The 22,684-nt window shown below is 53.6% G+C and carries 25 protein-coding genes and 1 tRNA gene; 8 read left to right on the forward strand and 18 right to left on the reverse strand.

Annotated elements, in window-relative coordinates; all coding sequences use genetic code 11:
- Window positions 1–3: 3 nt before the first annotated feature.
- From DW350_RS08950 to DW350_RS08985, 8 genes are all read right to left on the reverse strand, one after another.
- Window positions 4–3,120, reverse strand: a complete 3,117-nt coding sequence (locus tag DW350_RS08950; protein ID WP_115718536.1) for a TonB-dependent receptor domain-containing protein — start codon at window positions 3,118–3,120, stop codon at window positions 4–6.
- Window positions 3,121–3,201: 81 nt separating this feature from the next.
- A complete protein-coding gene (locus DW350_RS08955; protein ID WP_115718537.1) occupies window positions 3,202–4,197 on the reverse strand; it encodes a FecR family protein in 996 nt (331 codons plus the stop codon).
- Window positions 4,194–4,760: an RNA polymerase sigma factor gene (locus tag DW350_RS08960; protein ID WP_115718538.1), complete on the reverse strand. Its 567-nt coding sequence runs from the start codon at window positions 4,758–4,760 to the stop codon at window positions 4,194–4,196. Before DW350_RS08960 ends, DW350_RS08955 begins: the two co-directional genes overlap by 4 nt.
- A gap of 140 nt (window positions 4,761–4,900) precedes the next feature.
- Window positions 4,901–5,218, reverse strand: coding sequence for a TusE/DsrC/DsvC family sulfur relay protein (locus DW350_RS08965; RefSeq protein WP_115718539.1), 318 nt, complete (start codon window positions 5,216–5,218; stop codon window positions 4,901–4,903).
- Window positions 5,219–5,479 (reverse strand): DsrH/TusB family sulfur metabolism protein, encoded by a 261-nt coding sequence (locus DW350_RS08970; protein ID WP_115718540.1) that lies wholly within the window; start codon window positions 5,477–5,479, stop codon window positions 5,219–5,221. It abuts the gene before it with no gap.
- 3 nt (window positions 5,480–5,482) lie between these two features.
- Window positions 5,483–5,845: a sulfurtransferase complex subunit TusC gene (gene tusC / locus DW350_RS08975; RefSeq protein WP_115718541.1), complete on the reverse strand. Its 363-nt coding sequence runs from the start codon at window positions 5,843–5,845 to the stop codon at window positions 5,483–5,485.
- Window positions 5,839–6,207 carry a sulfurtransferase complex subunit TusD gene (gene tusD, locus DW350_RS08980; RefSeq protein WP_115718542.1) on the reverse strand — a complete coding sequence of 123 codons (369 nt, stop codon included), beginning with the start codon at window positions 6,205–6,207 and terminating at the stop codon, window positions 5,839–5,841. The genes tusC and tusD overlap by 7 nt, the downstream gene beginning before the upstream one ends.
- A 48-nt stretch (window positions 6,208–6,255) precedes the next feature.
- Window positions 6,256–6,915, reverse strand: coding sequence for a Bax inhibitor-1/YccA family protein (locus tag DW350_RS08985; RefSeq protein ID WP_115718543.1), 660 nt, complete (start codon window positions 6,913–6,915; stop codon window positions 6,256–6,258).
- Between the two features lie 182 nt (window positions 6,916–7,097).
- Between DW350_RS08985 and DW350_RS08990 the strand changes: the two genes are divergently transcribed.
- Window positions 7,098–7,187: transfer RNA gene (locus tag DW350_RS08990), tRNA-Ser, on the forward strand.
- A gap of 93 nt (window positions 7,188–7,280) precedes the next feature.
- Here DW350_RS08990 and DW350_RS08995 read toward each other — a convergent pair.
- Window positions 7,281–8,180, reverse strand: coding sequence for a bestrophin family protein (locus tag DW350_RS08995; RefSeq protein WP_115718544.1), 900 nt, complete (start codon window positions 8,178–8,180; stop codon window positions 7,281–7,283).
- Between the two features lie 233 nt (window positions 8,181–8,413).
- Between DW350_RS08995 and moeB the strand changes: the two genes are divergently transcribed.
- A complete protein-coding gene (gene moeB / locus DW350_RS09000; RefSeq protein WP_115718545.1) occupies window positions 8,414–9,169 on the forward strand; it encodes a molybdopterin-synthase adenylyltransferase MoeB in 756 nt (251 codons plus the stop codon).
- A gap of 22 nt (window positions 9,170–9,191) precedes the next feature.
- On the opposite strand, the gene mog is transcribed toward moeB, so the two are convergent.
- Window positions 9,192–9,728: a molybdopterin adenylyltransferase gene (mog, locus tag DW350_RS09005; RefSeq protein ID WP_115718546.1), complete on the reverse strand. Its 537-nt coding sequence runs from the start codon at window positions 9,726–9,728 to the stop codon at window positions 9,192–9,194.
- A 346-nt stretch (window positions 9,729–10,074) separates the two neighbouring features.
- Between mog and DW350_RS09010 the strand changes: the two genes are divergently transcribed.
- A complete protein-coding gene (locus tag DW350_RS09010; protein WP_115720601.1) occupies window positions 10,075–12,402 on the forward strand; it encodes an FdhF/YdeP family oxidoreductase in 2,328 nt (775 codons plus the stop codon).
- A gap of 54 nt (window positions 12,403–12,456) precedes the next feature.
- Here DW350_RS09010 and fdhD read toward each other — a convergent pair whose 3' ends face one another.
- From fdhD to DW350_RS09050, 8 genes are all read right to left on the reverse strand, one after another.
- Window positions 12,457–13,272: a formate dehydrogenase accessory sulfurtransferase FdhD gene (fdhD, locus tag DW350_RS09015; protein WP_115718547.1), complete on the reverse strand. Its 816-nt coding sequence runs from the start codon at window positions 13,270–13,272 to the stop codon at window positions 12,457–12,459.
- Window positions 13,273–13,286: 14 nt separating this feature from the next.
- Entirely contained in the window at window positions 13,287–13,748 is a 462-nt protein-coding gene (gene moaE, locus DW350_RS09020; protein WP_115718548.1) for a molybdopterin synthase catalytic subunit MoaE, read from the reverse strand.
- 1 nt (window position 13,749) lies between these two features.
- Window positions 13,750–13,995 (reverse strand): molybdopterin converting factor subunit 1, encoded by a 246-nt coding sequence (gene moaD, locus DW350_RS09025; RefSeq protein WP_115718549.1) that lies wholly within the window; start codon window positions 13,993–13,995, stop codon window positions 13,750–13,752.
- Window positions 13,988–14,473: a cyclic pyranopterin monophosphate synthase MoaC gene (gene moaC / locus DW350_RS09030; protein WP_115718550.1), complete on the reverse strand. Its 486-nt coding sequence runs from the start codon at window positions 14,471–14,473 to the stop codon at window positions 13,988–13,990. The genes moaD and moaC overlap by 8 nt, the downstream gene beginning before the upstream one ends.
- Before the next feature lies 1 nt (window position 14,474).
- Window positions 14,475–14,999 (reverse strand): molybdenum cofactor biosynthesis protein B, encoded by a 525-nt coding sequence (gene moaB / locus DW350_RS09035; RefSeq protein ID WP_115718551.1) that lies wholly within the window; start codon window positions 14,997–14,999, stop codon window positions 14,475–14,477.
- Window positions 14,999–15,541: a molybdenum cofactor guanylyltransferase gene (mobA, locus tag DW350_RS09040; RefSeq protein ID WP_115718552.1), complete on the reverse strand. Its 543-nt coding sequence runs from the start codon at window positions 15,539–15,541 to the stop codon at window positions 14,999–15,001. The genes moaB and mobA overlap by 1 nt, the downstream gene beginning before the upstream one ends.
- A gap of 1 nt (window position 15,542) precedes the next feature.
- Window positions 15,543–16,511, reverse strand: coding sequence for a GTP 3',8-cyclase MoaA (gene moaA / locus DW350_RS09045; protein ID WP_115718553.1), 969 nt, complete (start codon window positions 16,509–16,511; stop codon window positions 15,543–15,545).
- Between the two features lie 204 nt (window positions 16,512–16,715).
- Window positions 16,716–17,615 carry a LysR family transcriptional regulator gene (locus DW350_RS09050; RefSeq protein ID WP_115718554.1) on the reverse strand — a complete coding sequence of 300 codons (900 nt, stop codon included), beginning with the start codon at window positions 17,613–17,615 and terminating at the stop codon, window positions 16,716–16,718.
- Between the two features lie 245 nt (window positions 17,616–17,860).
- On the opposite strand from DW350_RS09050, the gene moeA reads away from it, so the two are divergent.
- From moeA to uvrY, 5 genes are all read left to right on the forward strand, one after another.
- Window positions 17,861–19,096, forward strand: coding sequence for a molybdopterin molybdotransferase MoeA (moeA, locus tag DW350_RS09055; protein WP_115718555.1), 1,236 nt, complete (start codon window positions 17,861–17,863; stop codon window positions 19,094–19,096).
- Between the two features lie 122 nt (window positions 19,097–19,218).
- Window positions 19,219–19,971: a molybdate ABC transporter substrate-binding protein gene (modA, locus tag DW350_RS09060; RefSeq protein WP_115718556.1), complete on the forward strand. Its 753-nt coding sequence runs from the start codon at window positions 19,219–19,221 to the stop codon at window positions 19,969–19,971.
- A 9-nt stretch (window positions 19,972–19,980) separates the two neighbouring features.
- On the forward strand, window positions 19,981–20,682 hold the full coding sequence (gene modB / locus DW350_RS09065; RefSeq protein WP_115718557.1) for a molybdate ABC transporter permease subunit: 702 nt from the start codon (window positions 19,981–19,983) through the stop codon (window positions 20,680–20,682).
- Window positions 20,675–21,769 carry a molybdenum ABC transporter ATP-binding protein gene (gene modC, locus DW350_RS09070; protein ID WP_115718558.1) on the forward strand — a complete coding sequence of 365 codons (1,095 nt, stop codon included), beginning with the start codon at window positions 20,675–20,677 and terminating at the stop codon, window positions 21,767–21,769. Before modB ends, modC begins: the two co-directional genes overlap by 8 nt.
- Before the next feature lie 269 nt (window positions 21,770–22,038).
- Window positions 22,039–22,683, forward strand: a complete 645-nt coding sequence (gene uvrY, locus DW350_RS09075) for a UvrY/SirA/GacA family response regulator transcription factor (protein ID WP_115718559.1) — start codon at window positions 22,039–22,041, stop codon at window positions 22,681–22,683.
- Window position 22,684 lies beyond the last annotated feature (1 nt).

Raw genomic sequence — 22,684 nt, forward strand, 5'->3', positions numbered from 1 at the left:
GCGTTAGAACTTTTTATTTAAAGACAGGTAAACGTAACGTCCGGCCGAAGTATGCACGCTGCTTTCATAACCGAAATCGGTGTTGGCAAACGGCGGCTCTTTGTCGCCAATGTTGCGCGCGCCAAGAGTGATCTTGGTGTTATCCATCCAACCGGCTTCTTTACCCAGGGTGTAGGTCAGGTAGGCATCCACTGTTGACCAGTCGTGAACCAGGTAATAGCTGTAATTGTCGTCGTCATCGGTTTCATAAAGACCCGAATCAAAAAAGCTCGACACATAGCGGTAGGTTGCACCGGCGCCCCAGGCACCCAAGGTCCAGTTAATGGAGGCATTACCACGCCATTTCGGGTGGCCGTCCCAGCCGAGGTAACTGCCGCTGCTGCCGCTGATATAAACCTGTTCGCCGTCGTATTCCAAGGCGCTATTACCGGCATTTTGGGCGTCAATAACGGTTTGGGTAATGCTGTCCAGGCCCTGGTTAAACTTGGTGAGCTTGGCGGCATTGACCTTGAACTTAAACTGGCCAATACCGGTATCAAGGCGGTAGTCGGCACTGTAATCAAGGCCTTCGGTTTCCCGCGGTAACAGGTTGGTGTAGTCGTTTACCACGTATTCGATTTCACCGCTGTCGTCGCGCACCACATTGGGGTTGGAGGAGCCTTCTGAGCGCAGTAGCGCATCGTACAAAATTTGTGTTTGGCTACTGAGTATCCCAACGATGTTTTTCTGCTTGATGTTCCACCAATCCAGGGTCAGGGTCAGGTTATTCGTGGGGGTAAATACAATACCGGCCGAGCGGTTTTTGCTGGTTTCTGGCTTTAAGTCGCTTGAACCGTTACGAAACTCCACCACCCCTTCACGCACGCCATAGACGGGGTCGGAGCGGGTGTTACTGCGGGTAACGTTAACCGCACTGGTTTGGGCCAAACCCGGTGCTTTGAAGCCTTCCGAATAAGAGCTCCTTAATTGCCACCAGTCGTCAACGCGCCAGGACAGCGCGGCTTTGGGTTTAAATACGTGGCCAACGTCGTTGTATTTCTCGTAACGGGCGGCCAGTTGCATGCTCATGGATTTCACCAGCGGTTTGTCGGCCAAGATGGGCACTTCAAATTCGCCGTAGGCCGATAGTACGGTGCGGTTGGCCGACGAATCCGGGGTAGGGCTGCTGCCCCATACCGAACTGGCCAGTTCGCTGGTTTCGCCAGTGGTGATATCAACAAAGTTGTCGGTACCGTTTAGCGCGTCTGAACGTTTATCGGAATAGGTTTGGTAACGCACCTCGGCGCCGGTGGCAAAGCCAACATCACCGGCGGGCAGCGAGAATAAATCAGGGCGCGACAGCTTGAAGTCGTAGGTGGCAAGCTGTGTTTCAGAGGTGCGCTGTACATTAATCAAGAAGCTATTGATAACGCTTTGCGAGTTAACGGTATCGTCGCCACTGTTGGGGCTGGTAAGGCTGCCACCGTTAAAAATATCGTAGGCGGTGTCAGGGTCGGTACTGTTAACCGCTTCTTCAAACAAGGTGGTGTCGATGCGTTTGGTTTTATCGGCGGTATGCGCTTTGGAGTAGGTAAAGGCGCTGTCAAAATCCCAATCTTTGATGTACCCCTTAAGGCCACCCAAAACGCGGTAAGAATAGTCGTCCACGGTGATGTGGCGAAGCCCGGCATCCACTGGTCGGTAGCTATAAACGTAGACATCTTCGCCGAAGGGGTTGTAGTAGGCATCAGCCGACACCGTAAAGCGCTGGGTACTGAGGTTGGCGCTTTGTTCCCGCAGGCGGTGGGTTACCGCTTGGTAATACATCAGCTCGCCGTAGGCTTGCAGGTTCTCGTTTATTTCGTGGGTTAGCGAGCTGTAAAAGTTAAAACGGCTGACTTCGGAACTTAACGAACGGTCACTGTTAAGGTCATAGCGAAGGTCGCGTGGCGTGTTGCCGTCGGCGGCACAAATGCTGTTGCCCAAATCGACTTCGCAGTCGCCTTCGCTGGTTGGTTGCAGGTGAAATTTACCCAGGGAATCGGATTCAAAAACCCCCCAAGGGGTAGAGGTACTGCGGTTGTCCAATAAGGTGCTGTCGGCGTACTCGTCGCTCAACCCGGGGTAATCGCGCAGGTCAGAACTGGCCGAGTAGGGCTCTTCTGACGCCATTAAGATATCGCGATGGTAGAGACTGGCGCTCACCGTCATGTGGGTTTTCTTGGCGTCGTCTAAGTAAAACCCGGCATTCGCGGAGATATTCTTGGTATCGCGGTCAACGCCTGGGTTGGTGCCGTAGAGCAACTTAATGTTGCCGCCCTCTAAATCGTTGTTGGTGATGTAATTGACTACCCCTGCTACGGCATCGGTGCCGTATACGGCGGCGGCGCCGTCGCGCAGCACTTCCAAGCGTTTTAGGTCCATCACCGGCAGGGAATTGGAGTTAACGGTGGAAACGGGCACCAGATCTTCGGCCTGAGTACCGGGGTGCTGCACCATGCGCCGGCCATTGAGCAGGGTAAGGGTGTAACCGGTGCCAATACCGCGCAGGTTAATGGAGGAAACGTCGCCCCGCGCATCGTTTACGCCGCCCACCACACGGGAGCTATTAAAATTCACCGCCCCTTGCTGTGGTAGCTGCGCTAACAGATCGTCCCCACTGGTAATGCCAAGGCCATTGACGTCGCTAGCCGACAAGGTGGTAACGGGCAGGGCGCCGGTGTCTTGGTTGGCCCTGATATTGGAACCGGTGACCTCAATGTGCTCTACGCGTTTGGGCGCGGCTTTACTGGTTTTAGGGTCGGCTTTTTGCGCCGGCGTCGCCGCGGTTTTTAAGCGCACTATGTAGGTGTCGGCGCCATTTTTTATGAATTCATAATTAGCCGGCAGCAACCTTTTAAGCGCTTGTGAAACGGATAAGTTGGCAGAGATAGACGGGGTTTTTATGGTTTTTAGGCCGTCCGGAGAAAACATTATTTGAACGTGGCTTTCTTCGGCCAGTTTTAATAATGCCGAGTCTAAGGTTTGGGCAGAAAGTGTGATCGGGTAGGACTTTTCTTCACTAGCATGAGCAGCTTGATTAAACAGCAATACAAAGCCGGCCATGATAGCGCTTAATTTAAAAGGAGCTTGCCTGCGCATTCGTTGCCTCTTTTTCTTTGTAGTTAAAAGTAAGGTAACCAATCAGCTATACGCAGCGCGTTAAAAAAACCTCAATGAAAGTTAAGAATTTCTGTCTAAATAGATCCGGTATTGGCCATTTTTGTGATCTACCTTTATCGGCAGAGTCGCTTTCAGGGCATTGATCAAGCTGTCGCCATCCTTTAAATGAAAGACGCCACTGATTTTTAAATCGGCCGCTTGTGGGTCTTCAATCACCAGTTTTTGGTGGCGATAACGGTTAAATTCTGCCACCACATTGGCCAGTGATTCGTCGTCAAAGCGGAAAATACCCGTGCGCCAGCTTTGGGCACTGTTGGCTTTAAAGGGTTGGTTATTGGAAACCACTTTGCTGGAATCACTAAAGGCGGCCACCGAGCCGGCAGGCAGATAAGCGTCTTGCCATGGTGCGTTATTGGCCGCGGTTTTGGCATTGTTATGCACCGAGACAATGCCTTCGGTTACCGCCACCTGAATGGAGTCAGCTGACTTACGAACGTTAAATTGTGTGCCAAGTACCCGAATGGTTTGCATGCCGGTGTTGATACTAAAAGGCCGCTCCGGATCTTTGGCAACATCGAAAAATGCTTCACCACTTTGCAACCAGACTTGCCGTTCTTTGCCTGTGAAATCAATGCGTACTGTAGTGGCGGTATTGAGGGTGAGTTCGCTGCCATCGGGTAGCGTCACAGTGCTGACTTGGCCAATAACCGTTTGATATTGCCGTTGTAAGGGGTTTATTAGCGCCGAGTCGGGCTTGGGTTTTGTGCTGGAATGGAGGTAGCTGATGCTCAAGGTAGCGGCTAACAAGGTGCAGGCAGCAACGGCCAGCACTGCCTTGATCCGCTGGCGCCTGGGCGTTTGTTCGCTGAACCGGGGCAAGGCGCTGCTGTTATCCCAAATGGCTAACGCTTTTTGGTATTCCAGCTGATGATAAGGCGAGGCTTTACACCAGGCGATAATGGCGGCCTCTTCGGGCTCGCTGAGCTCGCCAGAATATAAGCGTGCAACGTAAAGCGCGGCTTGCTTTTGAATTTGCCTGATCCCTTTGGCTGTCATTTTTCCAATACTCTTTCGCGAATGGCCAGCAATACCGACGAAATATACTTTTCTACGGTACTGACAGAAACCCCTAACGAATCACTTATTTCTCTGTAGCTTCTGCCATCTAGACGACTCATTAAAAAGGCAGTACGCGGATTTTTTTGAACATCGTTAAGCGCGGCCTGAATTTGGCTAAGCTGAGAGTGGTTATGAAAATCGCGTTCAGGGGAGTGCAGTGTCGATAAAATAGCCACCTCGTCTTCACGGATATGGTCGCCAATTTTACGGACCTTATTACGCCTGCTTTTATCGATAAGTAAGTTGGTAGCGATTTGAAAAAGATAGTTGCGTACCGTATCCATGCGGTCGCTTAACCTTTCACCCAAGTCGTCGAGTTTTAACAGCCGTTCGTAAACCTCCTGAACGATATCCTCGCATTCCTCTTCTTCTAACAAACTTCGCACACGAATAAAGCGGCGTAAGGCCACATCATGCTGCGCCATCAATTGTGATACCAGGGCATTATTGCCGGTTTCGGGGTGATGTGTTGCGGGTTTGTTCAAGTAGACGACTTTCATGACGACGCGAATTAGGTTCCACCTTATTGAGCAGTACGCAAAGCACAACGGATCCCTCCACAATTTATTAACCATGGCTTCATTTTTATGACAGTCGTCAAAGTTTGAGAAAGAAAAGCCCGGTTAATACCGGGCTTTTTTTAAAGGCACTTGGCGGGTTTGGGAAGCCCGGCAATTTTGGTGGCTTGTTTGGCTGGCCCTTCTGGGAACAGTTTAAAAAGGTAGGGTGAGTTGCCTTTTTCGGGGCCGTACTTTTCTTTTACCGACTTAACTAACAGCCGCACGGCTGGCGAGGTTTTATATTCGCTGTAAAAGTCGCGCACAAAACGCACGATTTCCCAGTGTGCATCGCTAAGTTCAATGCCTTCTTCGGCCGCCAATAAGGGGGCCAAGGCTTCACTCCAATCTTGGGTATTGAGCAAATAGCCTTGTTTGTCTCTTTTTACCGTATCGAGCATTTACCAAGTTACCGTGTTATCAAAAACCAGGGTCATCGAAACCACTTTCGGCCACTCAACGGCCGTGACCTTTTGTGGGCACCGTGACGCCAGCGCCCGAGCTTTGGCATCGGAGCCGACCCAATAACAGGGCAGCGAGGGTAAGACTTCAAGAGCCTGATAGCAACCGTCGCCGTGGAAAAGCACGGCGTCGGAGGCGTCCATCAGCCCTTGGGCTCGTAAATAAGCCTGACGGCTGCAAATAATGTGGAGGGTGCTCATACATCAAAACCTATAGATGCAATCCTGCGCCGCGAGCTGGTCGCGGATCCCTTGGCTGCTAAGCACGCGAACCTCAATACTCAGGTCCTCGCTGCTTAAATGACGAGCCGCTAAGGCGTCTTGGCTGACGAAAATATCCTCAACATCATAAAGTGCCAGCGCCTTGAAGGTGGAAAGATAGTCCTTTGCGCCAGCTTGTAAAGGGTCTTGTGCTTTTACCAATTGCCAGACACTGTCATCTAAAAAGAACAGGCTCAGCGGCGCTTCATAGGCGCTGGCTGCTAGCACGGCGTCCAGCGCCTCACGGCCTTGCTGATTGGCAAAGGGCAGGGCGGTGAAAATGACCCCAATTTTGCTCTCTACCATTGCACTGTCCTGTCTGATTGGGCCGACGCTGTTACCAGCTCGCCTAAGCCGGCTTGGCGAAAAGGAGCCTGCATCGACACCGCCAAATCGTGGGCTTGGGCTTGCTCGCTGTCTAAAATGCCGCGCCGCTCGGCTGCGGCTACGCAAACCGCTAAGTCAAGGTTTGCCGCCAGGGCAAAGTCGCGCCAGGCTTGGCCGATGTGGGGCTCGTCCCCCACCATGGGCACCTGGCTATCGGCAACACGTACCGCTTCGCCGTAGAAAAACACCGAAGCCAGTTGGTGGCCTTCGGCCAGTACTGCTTTGGCAAAGTGCAGCCCTGCCTGAGGGTTGTCGGTTATCAATAAGGTAAATATGGCCATGCATTAAAAAAGGCCCCAACCGGGGCCTTTTGCTCATCGGTTATGTGCTTAGTCGTCGTTCATGATACCCAGAATGCTCAACAGACTCACAAAGATGTTGTAGAGACTGACGAACAGGGTCACGGTAGCCATGATGTAATTGCGCTCGCCGCCGTGCACTATCTGGCTGGTTTGGAACAAGATAATGCCGCTGGAGAAGAACACAAACAGGCCCGACAGCACCAAATGGAATACCGGTGCATGAATGAAAAAGCCGGCAACAACCATCAGCAGCAGTACCCAGAAACCGGCTTGTAGCATGCCCGCCATAAAGGACATGTCTTTACCGGTTACCAGCACATAGGCCGACAGCGAGAAGAAAATCACCGCTGTGCCCGCCAAGGCCATAAACACCACATCACCGAGGCCTGCCCCCAGGTAGAGGTTTAAAATTGGGCCTAGGGTATAACCCATAAAGCCGGTAAGGGCGAAAACAGACAAAATCCCCCAGCCGGAATTACTGGTCTTGGCTGTGAGGAACAACAGGCCATAAAAGCCGACGATGGTGATCAAGGGGCCCGGGTAGGGCAACGCCAAGCTCATAGACATAAAAGCCATAGCGGCACTAAAGGCCAGGGTCATCCCTAAAAGCCAGTAGGTATTACGCAGCACTTTATTGGTGCTGACCACGCCGTTGATGGTTCTTGTATGCGTTTGATATTGCTGCATGTAATCGCTCCTTATGCGACGTACTTACCCTTTGGAACCCCATCATCTTAGCAAAGTTCCAAACAAGTTTTTATTCGGTTTTGGTTGCGATTTAGGCAAACAATTCAATGACCTCTTTACAGCCCTTAACCATCTGGCTATAGTGCTCGCCGTCAGCAACGAAGCCGCTTCGTTTCTGATATGGAAGGTTGGCAGAGCGGTTGAATGCACCGGTCTTGAAAACCGGCATGGGTGAAAGCCCATCTAGGGTTCAAATCCCTAACCTTCCGCCAAATTTGTAAAAACAGTCGTTTTTCGAGGGCCTAGGTTTACCTAGGCCCTTTTTTATTGCCCCTTTAAAAAAGGGTGCCACAAGGGCACCCCGATTAACTTAAAACCCCTTCTACAGGTGTCAGTAGCGGCGGCAAGGATTTTTGGCCAAGGGCCGCTAACACGTCGCGCTCAACAATGCGGGTCATGGCATCGGTGGGCAAATCGTTCACATCGCGGCCAAAAGGGTCTTCCAATTCATTGCCGATGGCGTCTAGGCCAAAAAAGGTGTAGCTAACGATGGCGGTGAAAATAGGGGCCATCCAACCCAGCGGCTGCGCCATGGCAAAGGGTAAAAGCAAGCAGAAGATGTAAATGGTGCGGTGCAATAGCAGGCTGTAAGGAAAGGGCAGTGGCGTGGCTTTAATACGCTCACAAGCGCCTTGCACCTCTGAAAAAGCCACTAGGCGCTGCTCGAGTAGCATGTAGCGCCATTCATTGATTTGCCCGCTGCTGGCCAGTTGGGCGCACTGCTGCCCGATGTTACTGAGCAGGCTATCGGCGACATTGTGGTCACTGATGGCGCTGGTATCACTCAGCCAGGGTCGGGCCACCGCCTTTTCATCTTCGCCCCGCAGCCTGGCGTTTAAGGCATGGGTAAAGCCCACCAGGGTGCGTAGCAACGCTTCACGGCGGCCTTTATCGGTAATGGCGATGCTTTCTCTAACAAAGCAGCGCACTTCAACCACCAGCTTGCCCCATTGCTGGCGACCTTCCCACCAGCGCGCATAACAGGCGTTGTTGCGAAAACTCATAAATATTGACAGCGACAAACCCAACAAGGTGAAAGGGGTTGCACTGACTTTGGAAAAATATTCCGGGTGGTGACTTTCTATCAGCACGATTAAGGCCGCCAGGGCCGTTATCATTGCGCAGCGTTTGGCAATGCGCCGGGCAATAGAGCCTTTGAGGTTGGTAAGAATGGTTAACCAATTCGGATTGGGAAGCACGATCATTGAGCGGTCTCGTTGCAATATAAAAAAGCGGTGATTGGCCGGAACAAAGCCTTGTTAGCAAGCAAAAACCTGCGGCATTGGCGCCCGCTATGCTAGAGCGCAGTGCAGCACTTTAGCAATATCGCAGCGGCGGCTTTTATCCCAGGTTTCGTCTTTGTTGTTGAGCGCTGGCGCTACTGGTTGCACAATTGCGCCAACCTTTGGCTTACCCGGTAAATCCCTAAGGAGATGTTGTGCCCAAAGAGCTGACTCGCGAACAGATAAAGCGCTACAGCCGCCATTTGCAACTGCCTGCCATGGACTTTGAGCGCCAAGAAGCCTTATTGGCGAGCCGGGTGCTGGTGATTGGCATGGGCGGCCTTGGCAGTGCCGTCGCGCCTTATTTGGTTGCCAGCGGTGTTGGCGCCCTTACTTTGGTCGATGACGACAACATTGAGCTGAGTAATTTGCAGCGCCAGGTTATCTACCGTGAAGCCGACCTAGGTAAGCCGAAAGCGCAGCAAGCGGCAATAAGCCTTGGGGCACTTAACCGTGATGTTGCCATAACCGCTATTACCGAGCGCCTGGACGAAAGCGCCCTTAGCGCTCTTATCCCCGGTTTTTCAGTGGTGGTGGACTGCTGCGACAACCTGGTTACCCGCAACGCCGTAAACCGCGTTTGCTTTGCAAGCAGGGTGCCTTTGGTGTCAGGTTCTGCCATTCGTATGGAAGGGCAAATTGCCAGCTTTAGCATGCAGCCAGGCCAGCCTTGTTATCAGTGTTTAAGCCGGCTTTTTGGCGAGCAATCCCTTAGCTGCATGGAAGCGGGCGTGTTAAGCCCGGTGGTTGGTGTTGTCGGCACCATGCAGGCATTGGAAGCCATTAAAATTATCACCGGTATTGGCAAGCCGCTGTTTGGGGTAATGCAGCTTTTTGATGCGCAAAGCGGCCAGTGGCAGCAATTTACGCTGCCGCGCGACCCCAACTGCCCGGTGTGTAGCGCGCAATAAAAACCGGCCTTGGCCGGTTTCGTTATTTTTTGGGGCGAAAGGGTTTTATCACCGCCTCATCGCATTCTAAAAAGGGCCCGTCCATCAGGTCGATGCAATAAGGTACCGCCGGGAAAACCGCATCCAAGCATTGGCGTATGGCTTTGGGTTTACCGGGCAGGTTGATAATAAGGCAGCTACCACGTAGCCCTGCTGTTTGGCGCGATAAAATGGCTGTGGGCACGTATTTTAACGACTCGCTGCGCATTAGCTCACCAAAACCTGGCATCATTCTGTCACACACCGCTTCGGTGGCTTCCGGCGTAACATCACGTTTGGCAGGGCCAGTACCACCGGTGGTAACAATAAGGCTGCAGCCATTGTCATCGGCCAGGGTTTTTAAGGTGTTTTCAATCAGTGGCTGCTCGTCGGGGATCACCAGATATTCGCTTTGCCAGTCGGAGGTTAGGTAATCGTTGAGGGTGTCGATGATCGCCTGGCCGGAAAGATCTTCATAAACGCCAGCGCTGGCGCGATCGCTAACGGTAACAATGCCAATACGGGCTTTGCTGGTAGTCATGATGGGTCCTTTTATTCAGGCTTCGTCGGTTTAGCCTGAGGTATCTCATTGCCGGCAAGGGTAAAGAAAAGCACCTAGCGCCGCAACCGATGGGCCCAATGATAGATAGTGCTTATCATCAGTTAGCATATTTCAATTAGACGCCAATATTGTCGCCCGCTAATGTTGGCGGTTGAGTAGTTAAATGGCGCGATGTCCGACTGTCATGAGGTAGAGGGCAAATAAGGGGATCAGGCCAAGAATCTCCGGGTTATTAAACCTTTGCTCAAAAGATGTACTCATGGCACCCCTGTTGAGTCACTATGCTCAACAGCTACCTTTTTTAATGCGCCGTGTGGAGGCTTTGATGAGCAATAAAGGCAATATCCGAAATTATTCCGGCCCGGCAGCAGGGTGGGGCGCATTAAAAAGCGTAACCAAGAGCTGGTTAGGGAGCGAAAAGCCCCTTAAAAACCTGCGAGCCATGTTGAAAACCAACCAGAACAATGGCTTTGACTGCCCCGGCTGTGCCTGGGGTGAATCACCCGAAAATGGCATGGTTAAATTCTGTGAAAACGGCGCCAAAGCCGTTAACTGGGAATCAACCGGCCGCTATGTTACCCCCGATTTTTTTGCCCAGCACAGCGTGTCACAGCTGTCGCGCCAAACCGACTACTGGTTGGAATACCAAGGCCGTTTAACCCACCCGATGCGTTACGACGCCGCTAGCGACCATTACCTGCCGGTTAGCTGGGATGACGCCTTTGCCTTGGTGGCCAAGCACCTTAACAACCTTGAATCCCCGCATCAGGCCGAGTTTTATACCTCTGGCCGCGCCAGTAACGAAGCCGCCTATTTGTACCAGCTGTTTGTGCGGGCCTTCGGCACCAACAATTTCCCGGACTGCTCCAACATGTGCCACGAGGCCAGTGGTGTGGGCATGAAAGGCAGTGTTGGGGTGGGTAAAGGCACCGTAGTCTTTAAAGATCTTGAAAAGGCCGATGCCATTTTCGTGATTGGCCAAAACCCTGGCACCAACCACCCCCGGATGCTTGAACCACTGCGCGAAGCGGTGCATCGCGGTGCCCGGGTGGTTTGCTTTAACCCGCTAAAAGAACGCGGCTTGGAGCGCTTTCAACATCCGCAGAACCCACTGGAAATGCTCAGTAATGGCTCTGAACCCACCAATAACGCGTATTTTCGCCCGGCGCTCGGCGGTGACATGGCTGCCATTCGCGGTATGGCCAAGTTCTTGTTGCAGTGGGAACGTGAAGCCCAAGAAAAAGGCGAACCGGCAGTATTTGACCACGAATTTATCAAGGCCCACACCAGTGGTGTAGATGCCTACTTGGCAGAAGTGGATGCCACGCCGTGGGAAAAAATCATCGAGCAATCTGGCCTGAGTAAAGCCGACATCGAAAGCGCGGCAACCATTTACCGCAACGCTGATCGGGTGATCATGTGTTGGGCGATGGGGGTGACCCAGCATCGCCATTCGGTGCCAACGGTGCAGGAAATTGCCAACCTGCAACTGCTGCGCGGTAACGTCGGTAAACCCGGCGCCGGTTTATCACCGGTGCGCGGCCACAGCAACGTGCAGGGTGACCGCACTGTTGGTATTGATGAAAAGGCCCCGAAATGGCTGATTGATGCCATTGAAAAACGCTTTGAATTTGAAGCGCCAAGGATGCCTGGCCATAACACCGTGCAAGCCATTCAGGCGATGGAGCAGGGCAACGCCAAAGTCTTCATTGGCCTGGGTGGTAATTTTGCGCAGGCCACTCCGGATACGCCTCGTACCCATGCGGCACTGCGTCAATGTGAACTGACCGTGCATGTGGCCACCAAGCTTAACCGTTCGCATTTGGTGACCGGCAAAGACGCGCTGATTTTGCCCTGCCTTGGCCGCACCGAAATTGATATGCAGGCCGAAGGCCAGCAAGGGGTAACGGTGGAAGACACCTTCTCCATGGTGCATATCTCTTACGGCCAACTGCCGCCAAGCTCGCAGTTTTTGCGCTCAGAACCCGCCATTGTCGCGGGTATCGCCAAAGCCACCCTCGGCAATCGCCCCATTGATTGGGACTACGTGATTGCTGATTACAGCCGTATTCGCGATTTGATTGCCGATACCATTCCTGGTTTTACCGACTTCAACGAGAAGCTGAAAAACCCCGGTGGTTTCCACTTGGGCAACAGCGCGGCAGACCGTAACTGGGCCACCGATACCGGTAAGGCCAACTTTATGGCCAATATTCTGCCCAAAGAACTGGTTAATGAAGCGGTACTGGAACGCGGCGACAAGCCTGATTTGATTTTGCAAACTCTGCGTTCCCACGACCAATACAACACCACGCTTTACGGCCTTGATGACCGTTACCGCGGTGTGTTTGGGATGCGGGAGGTGGTGTTCGCCAACGAAGCTGACATTCGCCGCTTAGGCTATGAGCCGGGCGATAAAGTGGACATGATTTCGTTGTGGGATGACGGCAAAGAGCGCCGGGTGTCTGGCTTTACGTTGGTCGCCTATGACATGCCTGAAGGCCAGGCCGCTGCTTACTACCCAGAAACCAACCCCTTGGTGCCCTTGGAAAGCTACGGCGACCGCACCTTTACGCCGACTTCTAAGTTCATCGCCATCAAATTTGAAAAGGCCAAGGCCGATAACCGTATCGCCACCGCCGCCGTTGGCTAATACCGGTTCGGATAAAACCAAAAACCACCGCTTGCGGTGGTTTTTTTATAGGTATTAAGGCGCCGGGCTGTACACCCTTGGCGGGCTATGGTGCGGCACATGAATAAGGTTTAACCGGTAGCGGCGTGCCCATTGCACGGTCAGCGCTGTTGGCGCCGAAAGGGTAACCAAGGTGGCAATTTTCGCCCTTACCGCTTTGTGAATAAGCTCCAGGCTGCACCGGCTGGTCATCACCACCATGCCGCTTTGGCTATCCACCTGCTGGTGCAACATGGCACCAATCAGTTTATCCAGGGCGTTATGGCGGCCAATGTCTTCACGGCAAAGCACAACCTTGCCGCTGTCATCAAGATAGAGGGCAGCGTGCAAGGCGCCGCTACTGCGCGCCACCTGCTGGGCGGCGTTCACTTTTTGTCGAAGCTCACTAAAAAGCGCCAGTGCCGGCAGGGGCGAGGCTTCGAGAGCCACCAGCTGTGGCAGGGCCTGGTCAATGGCTTCTACGCCGCAAATGCCGCAGCCAGTAGTGCCGGCCATTTGCCGGCGGCTGTTTTTCAGCGCCCAAAAATTACGGCTGGCTATCTCTACCTCGGCGGTGTGGGATTCTTCGCCGGCGGTAATGGAAATGTCGTAAATCTGCTCGGGGCCGGTAACAATTTCGTTGGTGAGGCTAAAGCCGCGGATGAAGTCTTCCAGGTTGCCCGGCGAGACCATCATCACTGCTTGGTTAATGCCGTTATAGCTAATGGCTAGGGCGGTTTCGCTGGCCAGTGCGGCGCTGGCGGCCGGGGCATCGCTTGCTAGTTCGCGGTAACTAAATTCGCTGGCCTCGATGGGGTCGGCATTAAAATCAGCGCTGTCTGTCTCTGCCATGGCTAGCTCCGCGGTTAGCTGCTTTGCCAGTCTTTGGCACGTTGCTGGTCTTTGGGATTGGCCTGAACCCAACGCTCGCCTTCGCTGGTGCGTTCTTTTTTCCAGAACGGCGCCTGGGTTTTCAGCAGGTCCATAATAAATTCGCAGGCGGCAAAGCTGTCGCTGCGGTGGCGGCTACTGACACCCACAAAGACAATTTGTTCGCCAATATCAAGGCTGCCAATGCGGTGAATAAGCCGCACCCTACCAAGGGGCCAGCGGGCGCGGGCCTGGTCGACAATGTCGCGCAGCACTTTGTCGGTCATGGCCGGGTAGTGCTCCAAGGTCAGGCCTTTGATGGTGTTGCCTTGGTTAAAATCGCGCACCATCCCCACAAAAGTGGCAACGGCGCCATCTTGGTGGTTATCCAGTCGCAACATGGCGTACTGCTCGGCCAGGTCAAAGTCTTGTTGTTGTACCGCTATTAAATCTTGCATATCAGCCCCCGGTAACCGGTGGGAACAGGGCAATTTCATCACCCACCCCTAGCGCTTGCTGGTCATCGCTGATGGTTTGATTGACCGCGCCAAGGGCACTGCCGGGTGCCAGCATTGCCTGGCAGTGAGGAAATTGCGCCATTAAGTGGTTTCTAAGGGCGCCCAGAGTGGCAAAGTGCTCTGGCAATTGCAGTTCACTAGAGCCGATTTGTTCACGAAGCTGCCCAAAAAACAATACTTTAGTCATCTTGCTTACCTTGCCAGTGGCCGGTTTTGCCACCTTGCTTTTCCAGCACCCGAATACCGTCAATGCGCATATCCGGATCTACCGCTTTACACATGTCAAACAGCGTCAGTGCTGCCACCGACACCGCCGTTAAGGCTTCCATTTCGACACCGGTTTGCCCGGCCAGTTTGCATAGGCTGTCGATAACGATGCGCTGGCGGTCATGGTCGATATGAAAATCAACCTGCACTTTACTCAGCATCAGCGGGTGGCAAAGGGGAATAAGGTTACTGCACTGCTTGGCTGCCTGAATGCCGGCAATGCGGGCCACTGCCAGCACGTCGCCCTTTGGCATTTGCCCGTCGCTGATCAATGCCAGGGTTTCTGGCCGCATAGCGATAAACCCTTGGGCCCTTGCCTGGCGCTGGGTTACCTCTTTTTCGGTAACATCGACCATGCTGGCCTTGCCTTGGCTGTCGACGTGGCTAAGAGCGGCCATATCAGGCTCCTTTACTCACTTTGGTGACGAAGTTGCAAGGCTTGGTGCCAACATCGAGTTGCGGGCCGATAAGCTGCTGCCAGGCAGTGCGGCAGGCATTGGTGGAACCTGGCATACAGAAAATAAGGGTGTCGTTGGCCATGCCCGCAAAGGCATTCGACTGCATGGAGGCGCTGCCAATCTCAGCGAAAGAGATGTGGCGAAATAGCTCGCCAAAGCCTGCCACCGGGCGGTCAAAGAGTGGTGTTAGCGCTTGTGGCGCGCAGTCGCGGGGGTGAAAGCCGGTGCCGCCACTAATCAGCACCACTTGCACTTGGTTGTCGGCTATCCACTGGCTGACCACGGCGCGAATCTGATAAAGGTTGCTGGCGATAAGCTTGCGGTCCGCCAACTGGTGGCCCGCCGCTTGTAGAGCGCTTTGCAGGTAGTCACCCGAGCTGTCTTCAGCCAGGGTGCGGCGGTCAGATAAAGTCAGTACCGCGATCTTTAGCGGCGCGGTTTGCACAGGCTCGGATGCTTTAGTCATTATTCGGTACTCGTTAAGGCCTGCTGCCAATCGGCAGGCGTGTTGAGATTACGAAGCGGCGTTCTGTCGGCAATGGGCAGAACGATGGCGTCGAGATAGTTCAGTAACTGCCTGACGCGGCCTTGGCCGTCGCTGGCCAGAAGTTTGTCGAGAAAGCGCCGCGCCTTATCGCTAACAGGCAAATACAGCGGCAGGTAGCAGTCGTCGAAATAACAAGGGCGTTCACTATCGAAACCGGTTTCTATCAAGGTTTGCAGCAGCTCGATGCTAACAAAAGGCATATCAACCGGCATCACCAGCAGCGCGTCGTCGTCGCGGGCGTGGTGCAGCGCGGCATGAATGCCACCCAAAGGGCCAGCATTGGCGACCATGTCTTTTATACAGCCGTCTTGGTTACGGCTAATCATAATGGCGTGACAACCCGCATCAAAAAGCTGGCGCTGGGTATGTTCTAAAAGGGTAACGCCGTGAAAATCCAGCAGCGCTTTGTCTTGTTGCATGCGGCTCGATTTGCCGCCGGCAAGTACCAGGCCTGACAGCATGCTAGCCTCCTAACATGGCCAACTGTTTGGTTGCGCCAGTAAAACCGTCATGCAGCCAGTGGCTGGCTTCTTTTTTCCCTAACAGCGCCGCCAATTTTTCCTTTAATGCCGCGACGTCACCGTCGGCTAAAAGTGGCCTTAACGGCAAACCTTGTTCGGCAAAAAGGCAAAGGTGCAAATTGCCGGTGGCCGATACCCGCAAGCGGTTACAGCTGGCACAAAAATCCTTGCTGTAAGGCATGATAAGCCCTAAGCGGCCCTGGTAGTCGGGGTGGCTGAATTCTTGGGCGGGGCCGGCGGCTATATCGCGCTGGCTTTGTTGCCAGCCTTGAGCCAACAGCTGCTCTTTAATGGGCTGGCCACTTAAATGGTTGGCGTTAAAAAAGTCGTGGTTATCGCCGGTTTCCATCAGCTCAATCAGCCGTAATGCCAGCGGCTTGTCTTTTAGCCAAGCAAGGGCAGTGCTTAACAGTTCTTTGGAATAGGGCTTTAACAGCACGCTGTTGATTTTAACTTTAAGGCCCAGTGCCAAGGCCTGTTCAACGCCCTGTAAAATGGTTTGCAGCTTGTCATGGCCGGTAATGGCGTGGAATTGGCGTGGGTCAAGGCTGTCGATGCTGACATTTAAGTTGGTTAGCCCGGCATCAACCCAGCTGTTTATCATCTGCGGCAGTTTGTAGCCATTGGTGGTGATCGCCACTTGCTTAATGCCCGGCGTACTGGCGCAGCGTTCAATAATTTGCGGCAAGTCTTTTCGTAAAGACGGCTCGCCACCGGTGATACGAATTTTGGAAGTGCCAAGTTCGGCAAAGGCACGCACCACGGTGGTAATTTCACCGAGGCTAAGAAAGTCACGGGGGGTGTCGCACTGGTAGCCGTCGGGCAAACAGTAGCTGCATCGGAAATTGCAAACATCGGTAATGGACAACCGCAGATAGTGAAAACGGCGGCCAAATTTGTCTTCCAGCATGTTTTCCTCACAACGAATACAACACGGAAAGGCTGGTTCCATTGCCTTGCCCCAGTAACACATCACCACTGTAACATTTGTGATGCTGGCGGGGGAGCCGAGTACGATAAACCCGGGTAGACGCCGGGCAGACTAACGAGGCTAGCCGGTGCCGTCCAATAGAAATCAGCTAACTAGTGATAAGGCTGGTCTATGGAAACTAGCTTAGTCGTTACTTGGTGGCCTAGAAAACAGCACTTGCGCCTGTTCAAAGCACTTCTGGGCCAGGGCCGAGCGGGGCTCTGAGCGGCGCATCATCAGCCCCAGTGGCGACTCGGTAGCCGCCCCGGCAATGGGCCGCATGTCCAAATCGGCATTGAGGTTTTCCATACCAATATGTTGCGGCATAACCGCGCAGCAAATACCGGCTTTAACTGCTTGCATCAAAAACAGGGTGGAATCGCTTTCCATGACCGGTTGAATTTCCAGGCCCTGGCTGCGCAGCATGGCAACAATGGATTGCCGAAAATGCATGGTTTTCGACAACATGCCCAAGGGGACCGTTGATACCTCACTCCAGCTCAATTCACCTGGCGCAAACTGGAAATAACGGCTGTCAAACAGCAACTCCATGGTGGTGTCGGATAACTGCAACACCTCAAAATGGGCCGGGTCGGCTTGGTCCAGGTAGCAAAGCCCCAAATCCAAATGGTTGCGCTGCAAGTCATCAAGGATTTGCTCAGAGCTCAGCGACGACAGCTCAAAGCGCAGTTCTGGGTAACGTTCGGCCAACGGCTTAAGCAGCGTCATCGGGTCGAAGCTTGCCAGTGGCACCATGCCCAGTCGCAGGTTGCCCACCAGTTGGCCACGGCAATTGGCGGCTTCGGCTTGCAGACCATCGTGGGCCGCCAATAAGGTTTTGGCCCAGGCCAAAATGCGCTCGCCAGCTTCGGTAAAGCCTTCAAAACGATGGCCACGTTTAACCAGTTGCAGTTCTAATTCTTCTTCAAGGCCGCTGATACGGGTTGATAAGGTGGGTTGGGTAACATGGCAAAGCTCGGCGGCTTTGCCAAAGTGACGGGTTTGGTCAAGGGCAATCAGAAATTTGAGTTGTTTTATATCCATCTATGCTGACCTAAATGCTGCTGCTCAGCGGCATTGTGCGTGAAAAGGCGGGCCTTGTTCCAGCTTTAGTACCACAAGGGTGGCCTTTGCTTGCTTGCGCTAAGCCGGGTTGGCGGTGTTATCATTTTCCAAGCCGCGCTTGGTGTTAACGCAATTTTTACTGTTTTTTCAGATGGTTCTTTAGCCACAAGCGTATCTGGCCGTAATGTTCATTACGTCGTTTTTGCGACCGACAGAGGCAAAGCATGAATAACCCCTTGGTACCCGTTGCCGACGCGCTGGCGCAGATGCTGGCCCAAGTTTCTTTTGATAATCAAAGCCATTTCGTTGCCTTGGACCAAGCCTTGGACAAGGTGCTTGCCGAGCCCATTAAAGCGGCTTTTTCGGTGCCGGGTTTTGATAACTCGGCGATGGACGGTTTTGCCCTGTGTTTGGACGACCTTGAAAAAGAAGGCGCCTTAACACTGGTTGGTGAAGCGCTGGCGGGCCACCCCTATAACAAGCCATTGGCCAAGGGCCAGTGCGTGCGCATTATGACCGGTGCCGTGGTGCCTGAAGGGGCCGATACCGTGGTGATGCAGGAACAGGCCGACGTCAGCGGCGAGCAGGTGCGGTTTACCGTCAGCCCGAAAAAAGGCGACCACATTCGCCGCGCTGGTGAAGACATTCTTGCCGGCAGCACCATTTTTGACGCCGGCCATCGCCTTGGCGCCGTTGATATTGGCCTGTTAGCGTCTCTTGGTCAGGGCATGGTCAACATTTATAAAGCGCTGAAAGTCGCCGTTGTTTCAACCGGTGACGAGCTGCGCCTGCCCGGCTCGCCGCTGGGTAAAGGCGAGCTTTATGACTCCAACCGTTTTTTGCTAAAAGCCATGCTTAGCCGCTTTGGCGCTGAGGTTATTGACCTTGGCTTGGTACCGGATGACCCGGCCAAGATAGCCGCGGCTTTTGAAAAAGCGAAACAAGAAGCCGACGTGCTTATCACCAGCGCTGGCATGTCGGTGGGCAGTGCCGACCATACCCGGCGCTTGTTGGAAGAGATGGGCGACATTAGCTTTTGGAAGGTTGCCATTAAGCCCGGTAAACCTTTTGCGTTCGGTAAGCTAGGGCCATGCTGGTTTTTCGGCTTGCCGGGTAACCCGGTGGCGGCCGCGGTCACCCTTGACCAACTGGTGCAGCCGGTACTGAAAAAGATGGCGGGGGAAGCGGCGGATAGCGTGGCTACCTTGCGGGCAGTGTCGGTCGATAACCTCAAAAAACAACCGGGTAGGGCAGATTACCAACGCGGCTTCTTGTACCAGGAAGATGGCGTGCTAAAAGTGCGCACTACCGGTAACCAAAATTCTGGGATCTTAAGTTCGGTAGCGAAGGCCAACTGCTACATTCTGCTGGCGCAGCAGCAGGGCAAAGTGGCCAGTGGTGAAGAGGTGCTGGTGCAGCCGTTTGGCGATTTGCTGCGTAGCCACGCCTACCGATTTTGATGTGGATCTTCAGGGGCACTTTTTTGTGCCCCTTTTTGTGCCGCTTTGATGTTTGGGGTGCGAGCAGGCCATCTTCTTTCTCGCGCCGTGTTTAGGTGTTAATGGATGTTAGGGAAAGCGTAATGACAATTTTTAAAAAACTGCTGGCTGCCTCGGCGCTGCTGCTATTAACCCAATTTGCCTATGGCCAGACGGTGACTGTGGCCACGGCGGCCAGTGTGCGTTACGCCATGGACGAGTTGGCGGCCGATTTTCATCAGCAATACCCGAAATGGCAATTGCGGGTGGTGTATGGCTCATCAGGTAAACTCACCGCCCAAATTCAAAACGGCGCACCTTTTGATCTTTTCTATGCTGCCGACATGCACTGGCCGCAGCTGCTGGAAAAAGGCGGTTTTGCTGCCACGAAAACGCAGCCCTATGCGGTAGGTCGCTTGGTGCTTTGGCACCCGGGCTCTACCCAGCCCATCGCCCTTGATGACTTAGCCTCAGCCAGTGTGCACCGCTTAGCCATTGCCCAGCCTTCCCATGCCCCCTATGGTCTTCGTGCCCAGCAGGTGCTGCAGGCAAAAGGGCTTTGGCAAAAAGTGCAAAGCAAACTGGTGTTTGGTGAAAACATCGGCCAGACCGCACAAATGGTGAAATCTGGCGCCGCACAAATGGGGCTGGTGGCATTGTCGTTGGTAAAAACCCCGGACGTAGACCCCAAAACTTACCAACTGGTTGATGCCAGCTTGCACCAGCCGCTGGTGCAAGGTTTTATCGTGACCAAACAGGGTGAGAAAAACGCGGGCGCCAAGCTGTTTGTAACCTTTATGCACTCGCCCAAGGCGGCAAAAGTGCTTGAAAAACACGGTTTTCAAACCCCTAACTAAGCGGCCGAAATGCTGAATTTAAGCCCCCAAGATTGGCAGGGTATCTGGCTGACACTAAAGCTGTGTTGTTACACCACGCTGATTTTATTAGTGGTTGCCACTCCTATTGCTTGGTGGCTTGCCCGTGGCCACTCGCTGATTAAAACCCTGGTACAGGCCATAGTGGCGCTGCCTTTAGTGCTACCGCCGACGGTACTGGGGTTTTATTTGCTCACCGCCCTAGGCCCCAAAGGGCCTGTTGGCGGCGCCTTGGTGGCGATGGGACTGCAACCTTTGGCCTTTACCTTTAACGGCATCTTATTGGGGTCAGTGATTTACTCACTGCCCTTTGCTGTGCAGCCGCTTCAGCAGGCCTTTACCGCCATGGGCCAGCGGCCACTGGAAGTGGCGGCGAGCCTAGGGGCAGGCCCCATTGCCCGGCTTTATTCAGTGGTATTGCCACTTTGTAAAGGCGGCTTTGTGGTGGCGGCCACGCTGGCCTTTGCCCACACCCTTGGCGAATTTGGGGTGGTGTTGATGCTTGGCGGCAGTATTCCCGGTGAAACCCGGGTGCTTTCCATTCTTATTTACGACCATGCCGAGTCTCTCGATTTTGCTGCTGCCCAGCGGTTGGCGTTGCTGTTACTGGCTTTTTCCTTTGCGGTGCTGTTTGTGGTGTATGGCCTTAACCGCCGTCGCCCCTTTGGGCCTGGAGTGAAAAACCATGCTTGAGGTTAATGCCAGCTGGCAGCGGGGGAAACTCAATTTAGACGTCGCTATTGCGATTGAAGCCAAGGGCGTCACAGCGCTTTTTGGCCGCTCCGGCTGCGGTAAAACCAGCCTGCTAAGGCTTATTGCTGGTCTTGAAAAGGCGCCAGGGGCCGAGGTGCGCTTTAATGGCACGCCCTGGCAACAGGGGCGCCACTTTGTGCCGCTTCATCAGCGCCGTTTAGGCTTGGTGTTTCAAGAAAGCAGTTTATTTGCGCACTTGTCGGTAAAAGACAACTTGCTGTTTGGCTACAAGCGTACCGATAAGGCCCAGCGCCGCATACAACCGGGCGAGGTTATCGAAATGCTGGCGTTGGCGCCTTTGCTAGAGCAGGGGGCAACGCAACTGTCTGGCGGCCAGCGCCAGCGCGTCGCCCTTGGCCGGGCACTGTTAACCAGCCCGCAATTATTGCTGTTAGATGAGCCCCTAGCGGCGCTCGACAGCCAGAGTAAAGCCGATATTTTGCCGTACTTGGCTAAGGTTAACCGCGAGCTTGGTATCCCGATGATCTTGGTCAGTCATAACGTTGATGAAGTGGCGCGGCTGGCAGATAACGTCGCCTTTATGGCCGGTGGCGGCGTCAGTAATATAGAACCTATCAGCCAGGCCTTAATGCGGGCCGAATCTCCACTGTTAGCGCATTCAGAGCAGGTGCTCAGTTACGACGGCCCGGCGGCCATTTTGCAAGGCCAGCTGCAGGGCGCTGATGAGATGGGCCGTTACCCGTTTGGTGCGCCGGATGTGCGGTTGTGGTTGTTGCCGTCCAAGCGCTGGGCGGGGCTTGAAGGCCAAACATTGCGGATAAGAGTTTTGGCGCGCGATGTTGCGTTAGCCTCAGCGCCGCCAGGCCTTTTAAGTATTCAAAACCAGTTGCCGGCGGTGGTGGATGATATCGCCGCTTTTGGCCAGCAATGGCTAATAACCTTGCGCTTGGCCGACGGCCAGTTGTTGTTGTCGGAAATTGGCACCAGTGCTTTAAAGGCACTGGATATCACGCAAGGAAAGCGTGTTATTGCCTTAATTAAGTCCTCAGCGCTGCTGGATAGCTAAAGCCGATAAAACGCTGCTTTGGATCATAAAATTCCCCGGCTGCGCATCTTACTATCAACATCACCTGCTCAATTAACCAGCTAGGCAAATGGGCATGTATCGCTAATCTAACTGCTAAAAGACGGGCTCTTTGCCGAAATATTGAGTAACAGAGCCTATATTTGCGGTTTTTCTGGACACTTATCGCGCAACTGGTCCGTTATATCTTGCCTGGTTGTGAGCCATTGCTTAGATTGAGGTTCAGGAAATAACGCCTTCTGGGGGCTACGTTGATCAAGGTGCTACTAGTAGATGATCACGACTTGGTGCGAACAGGCATCAGGCGCATCATCGAAGATACAAAAGGCTTCAAGGTTGTGGGTGAGGCCCAGACCGGTGAAGAGGCAATTAAACTGTGCCGGGAAGATGCACCTGATGTGGTATTGATGGATATGAACATGCCGGGTATCGGGGGGCTTGAGGCCACTCGTAAGCTGGTACGTTACTGCCCCGATACCAAGATCATCGTGCTGACTGTGGTCACCGAAGATCCTATCCCTCAGAAGGTCATGCAAGCTGGCGCCGTGGGTTATCTCACTAAAGGGGCTAACCCTGATGAAATGATCAAAGCCATTCGCGCTGTTGCCAGCGGCCAGCGTTACCTTGCCCCTGATATTGCCCAAAAACTGGCGCTAAGCCGGTTTAGCGGTGCCGACGAAAACCCCTTTAACCAGCTTTCTGAACGAGAGCTGCAGATCATGATGATGATCACCAAAGGGGAGAAGGTACAGGATATTTCAGAAAAGCTGAACCTGAGCCCCAAAACCGTTAACAGCTACCGCTATCGACTTTTTGATAAGCTGGACATCACCAATGATGTGGAACTGACCCATTTAGCTATCCGCCACGGCATGCTAGATACCAGCAAACTCTGAG

Origin of the sequence: Gallaecimonas mangrovi (assembly GCF_003367375.1) — a bacterium.
Classification (GTDB): Bacteria; Pseudomonadota; Gammaproteobacteria; order Enterobacterales; family Gallaecimonadaceae; genus Gallaecimonas; species Gallaecimonas mangrovi.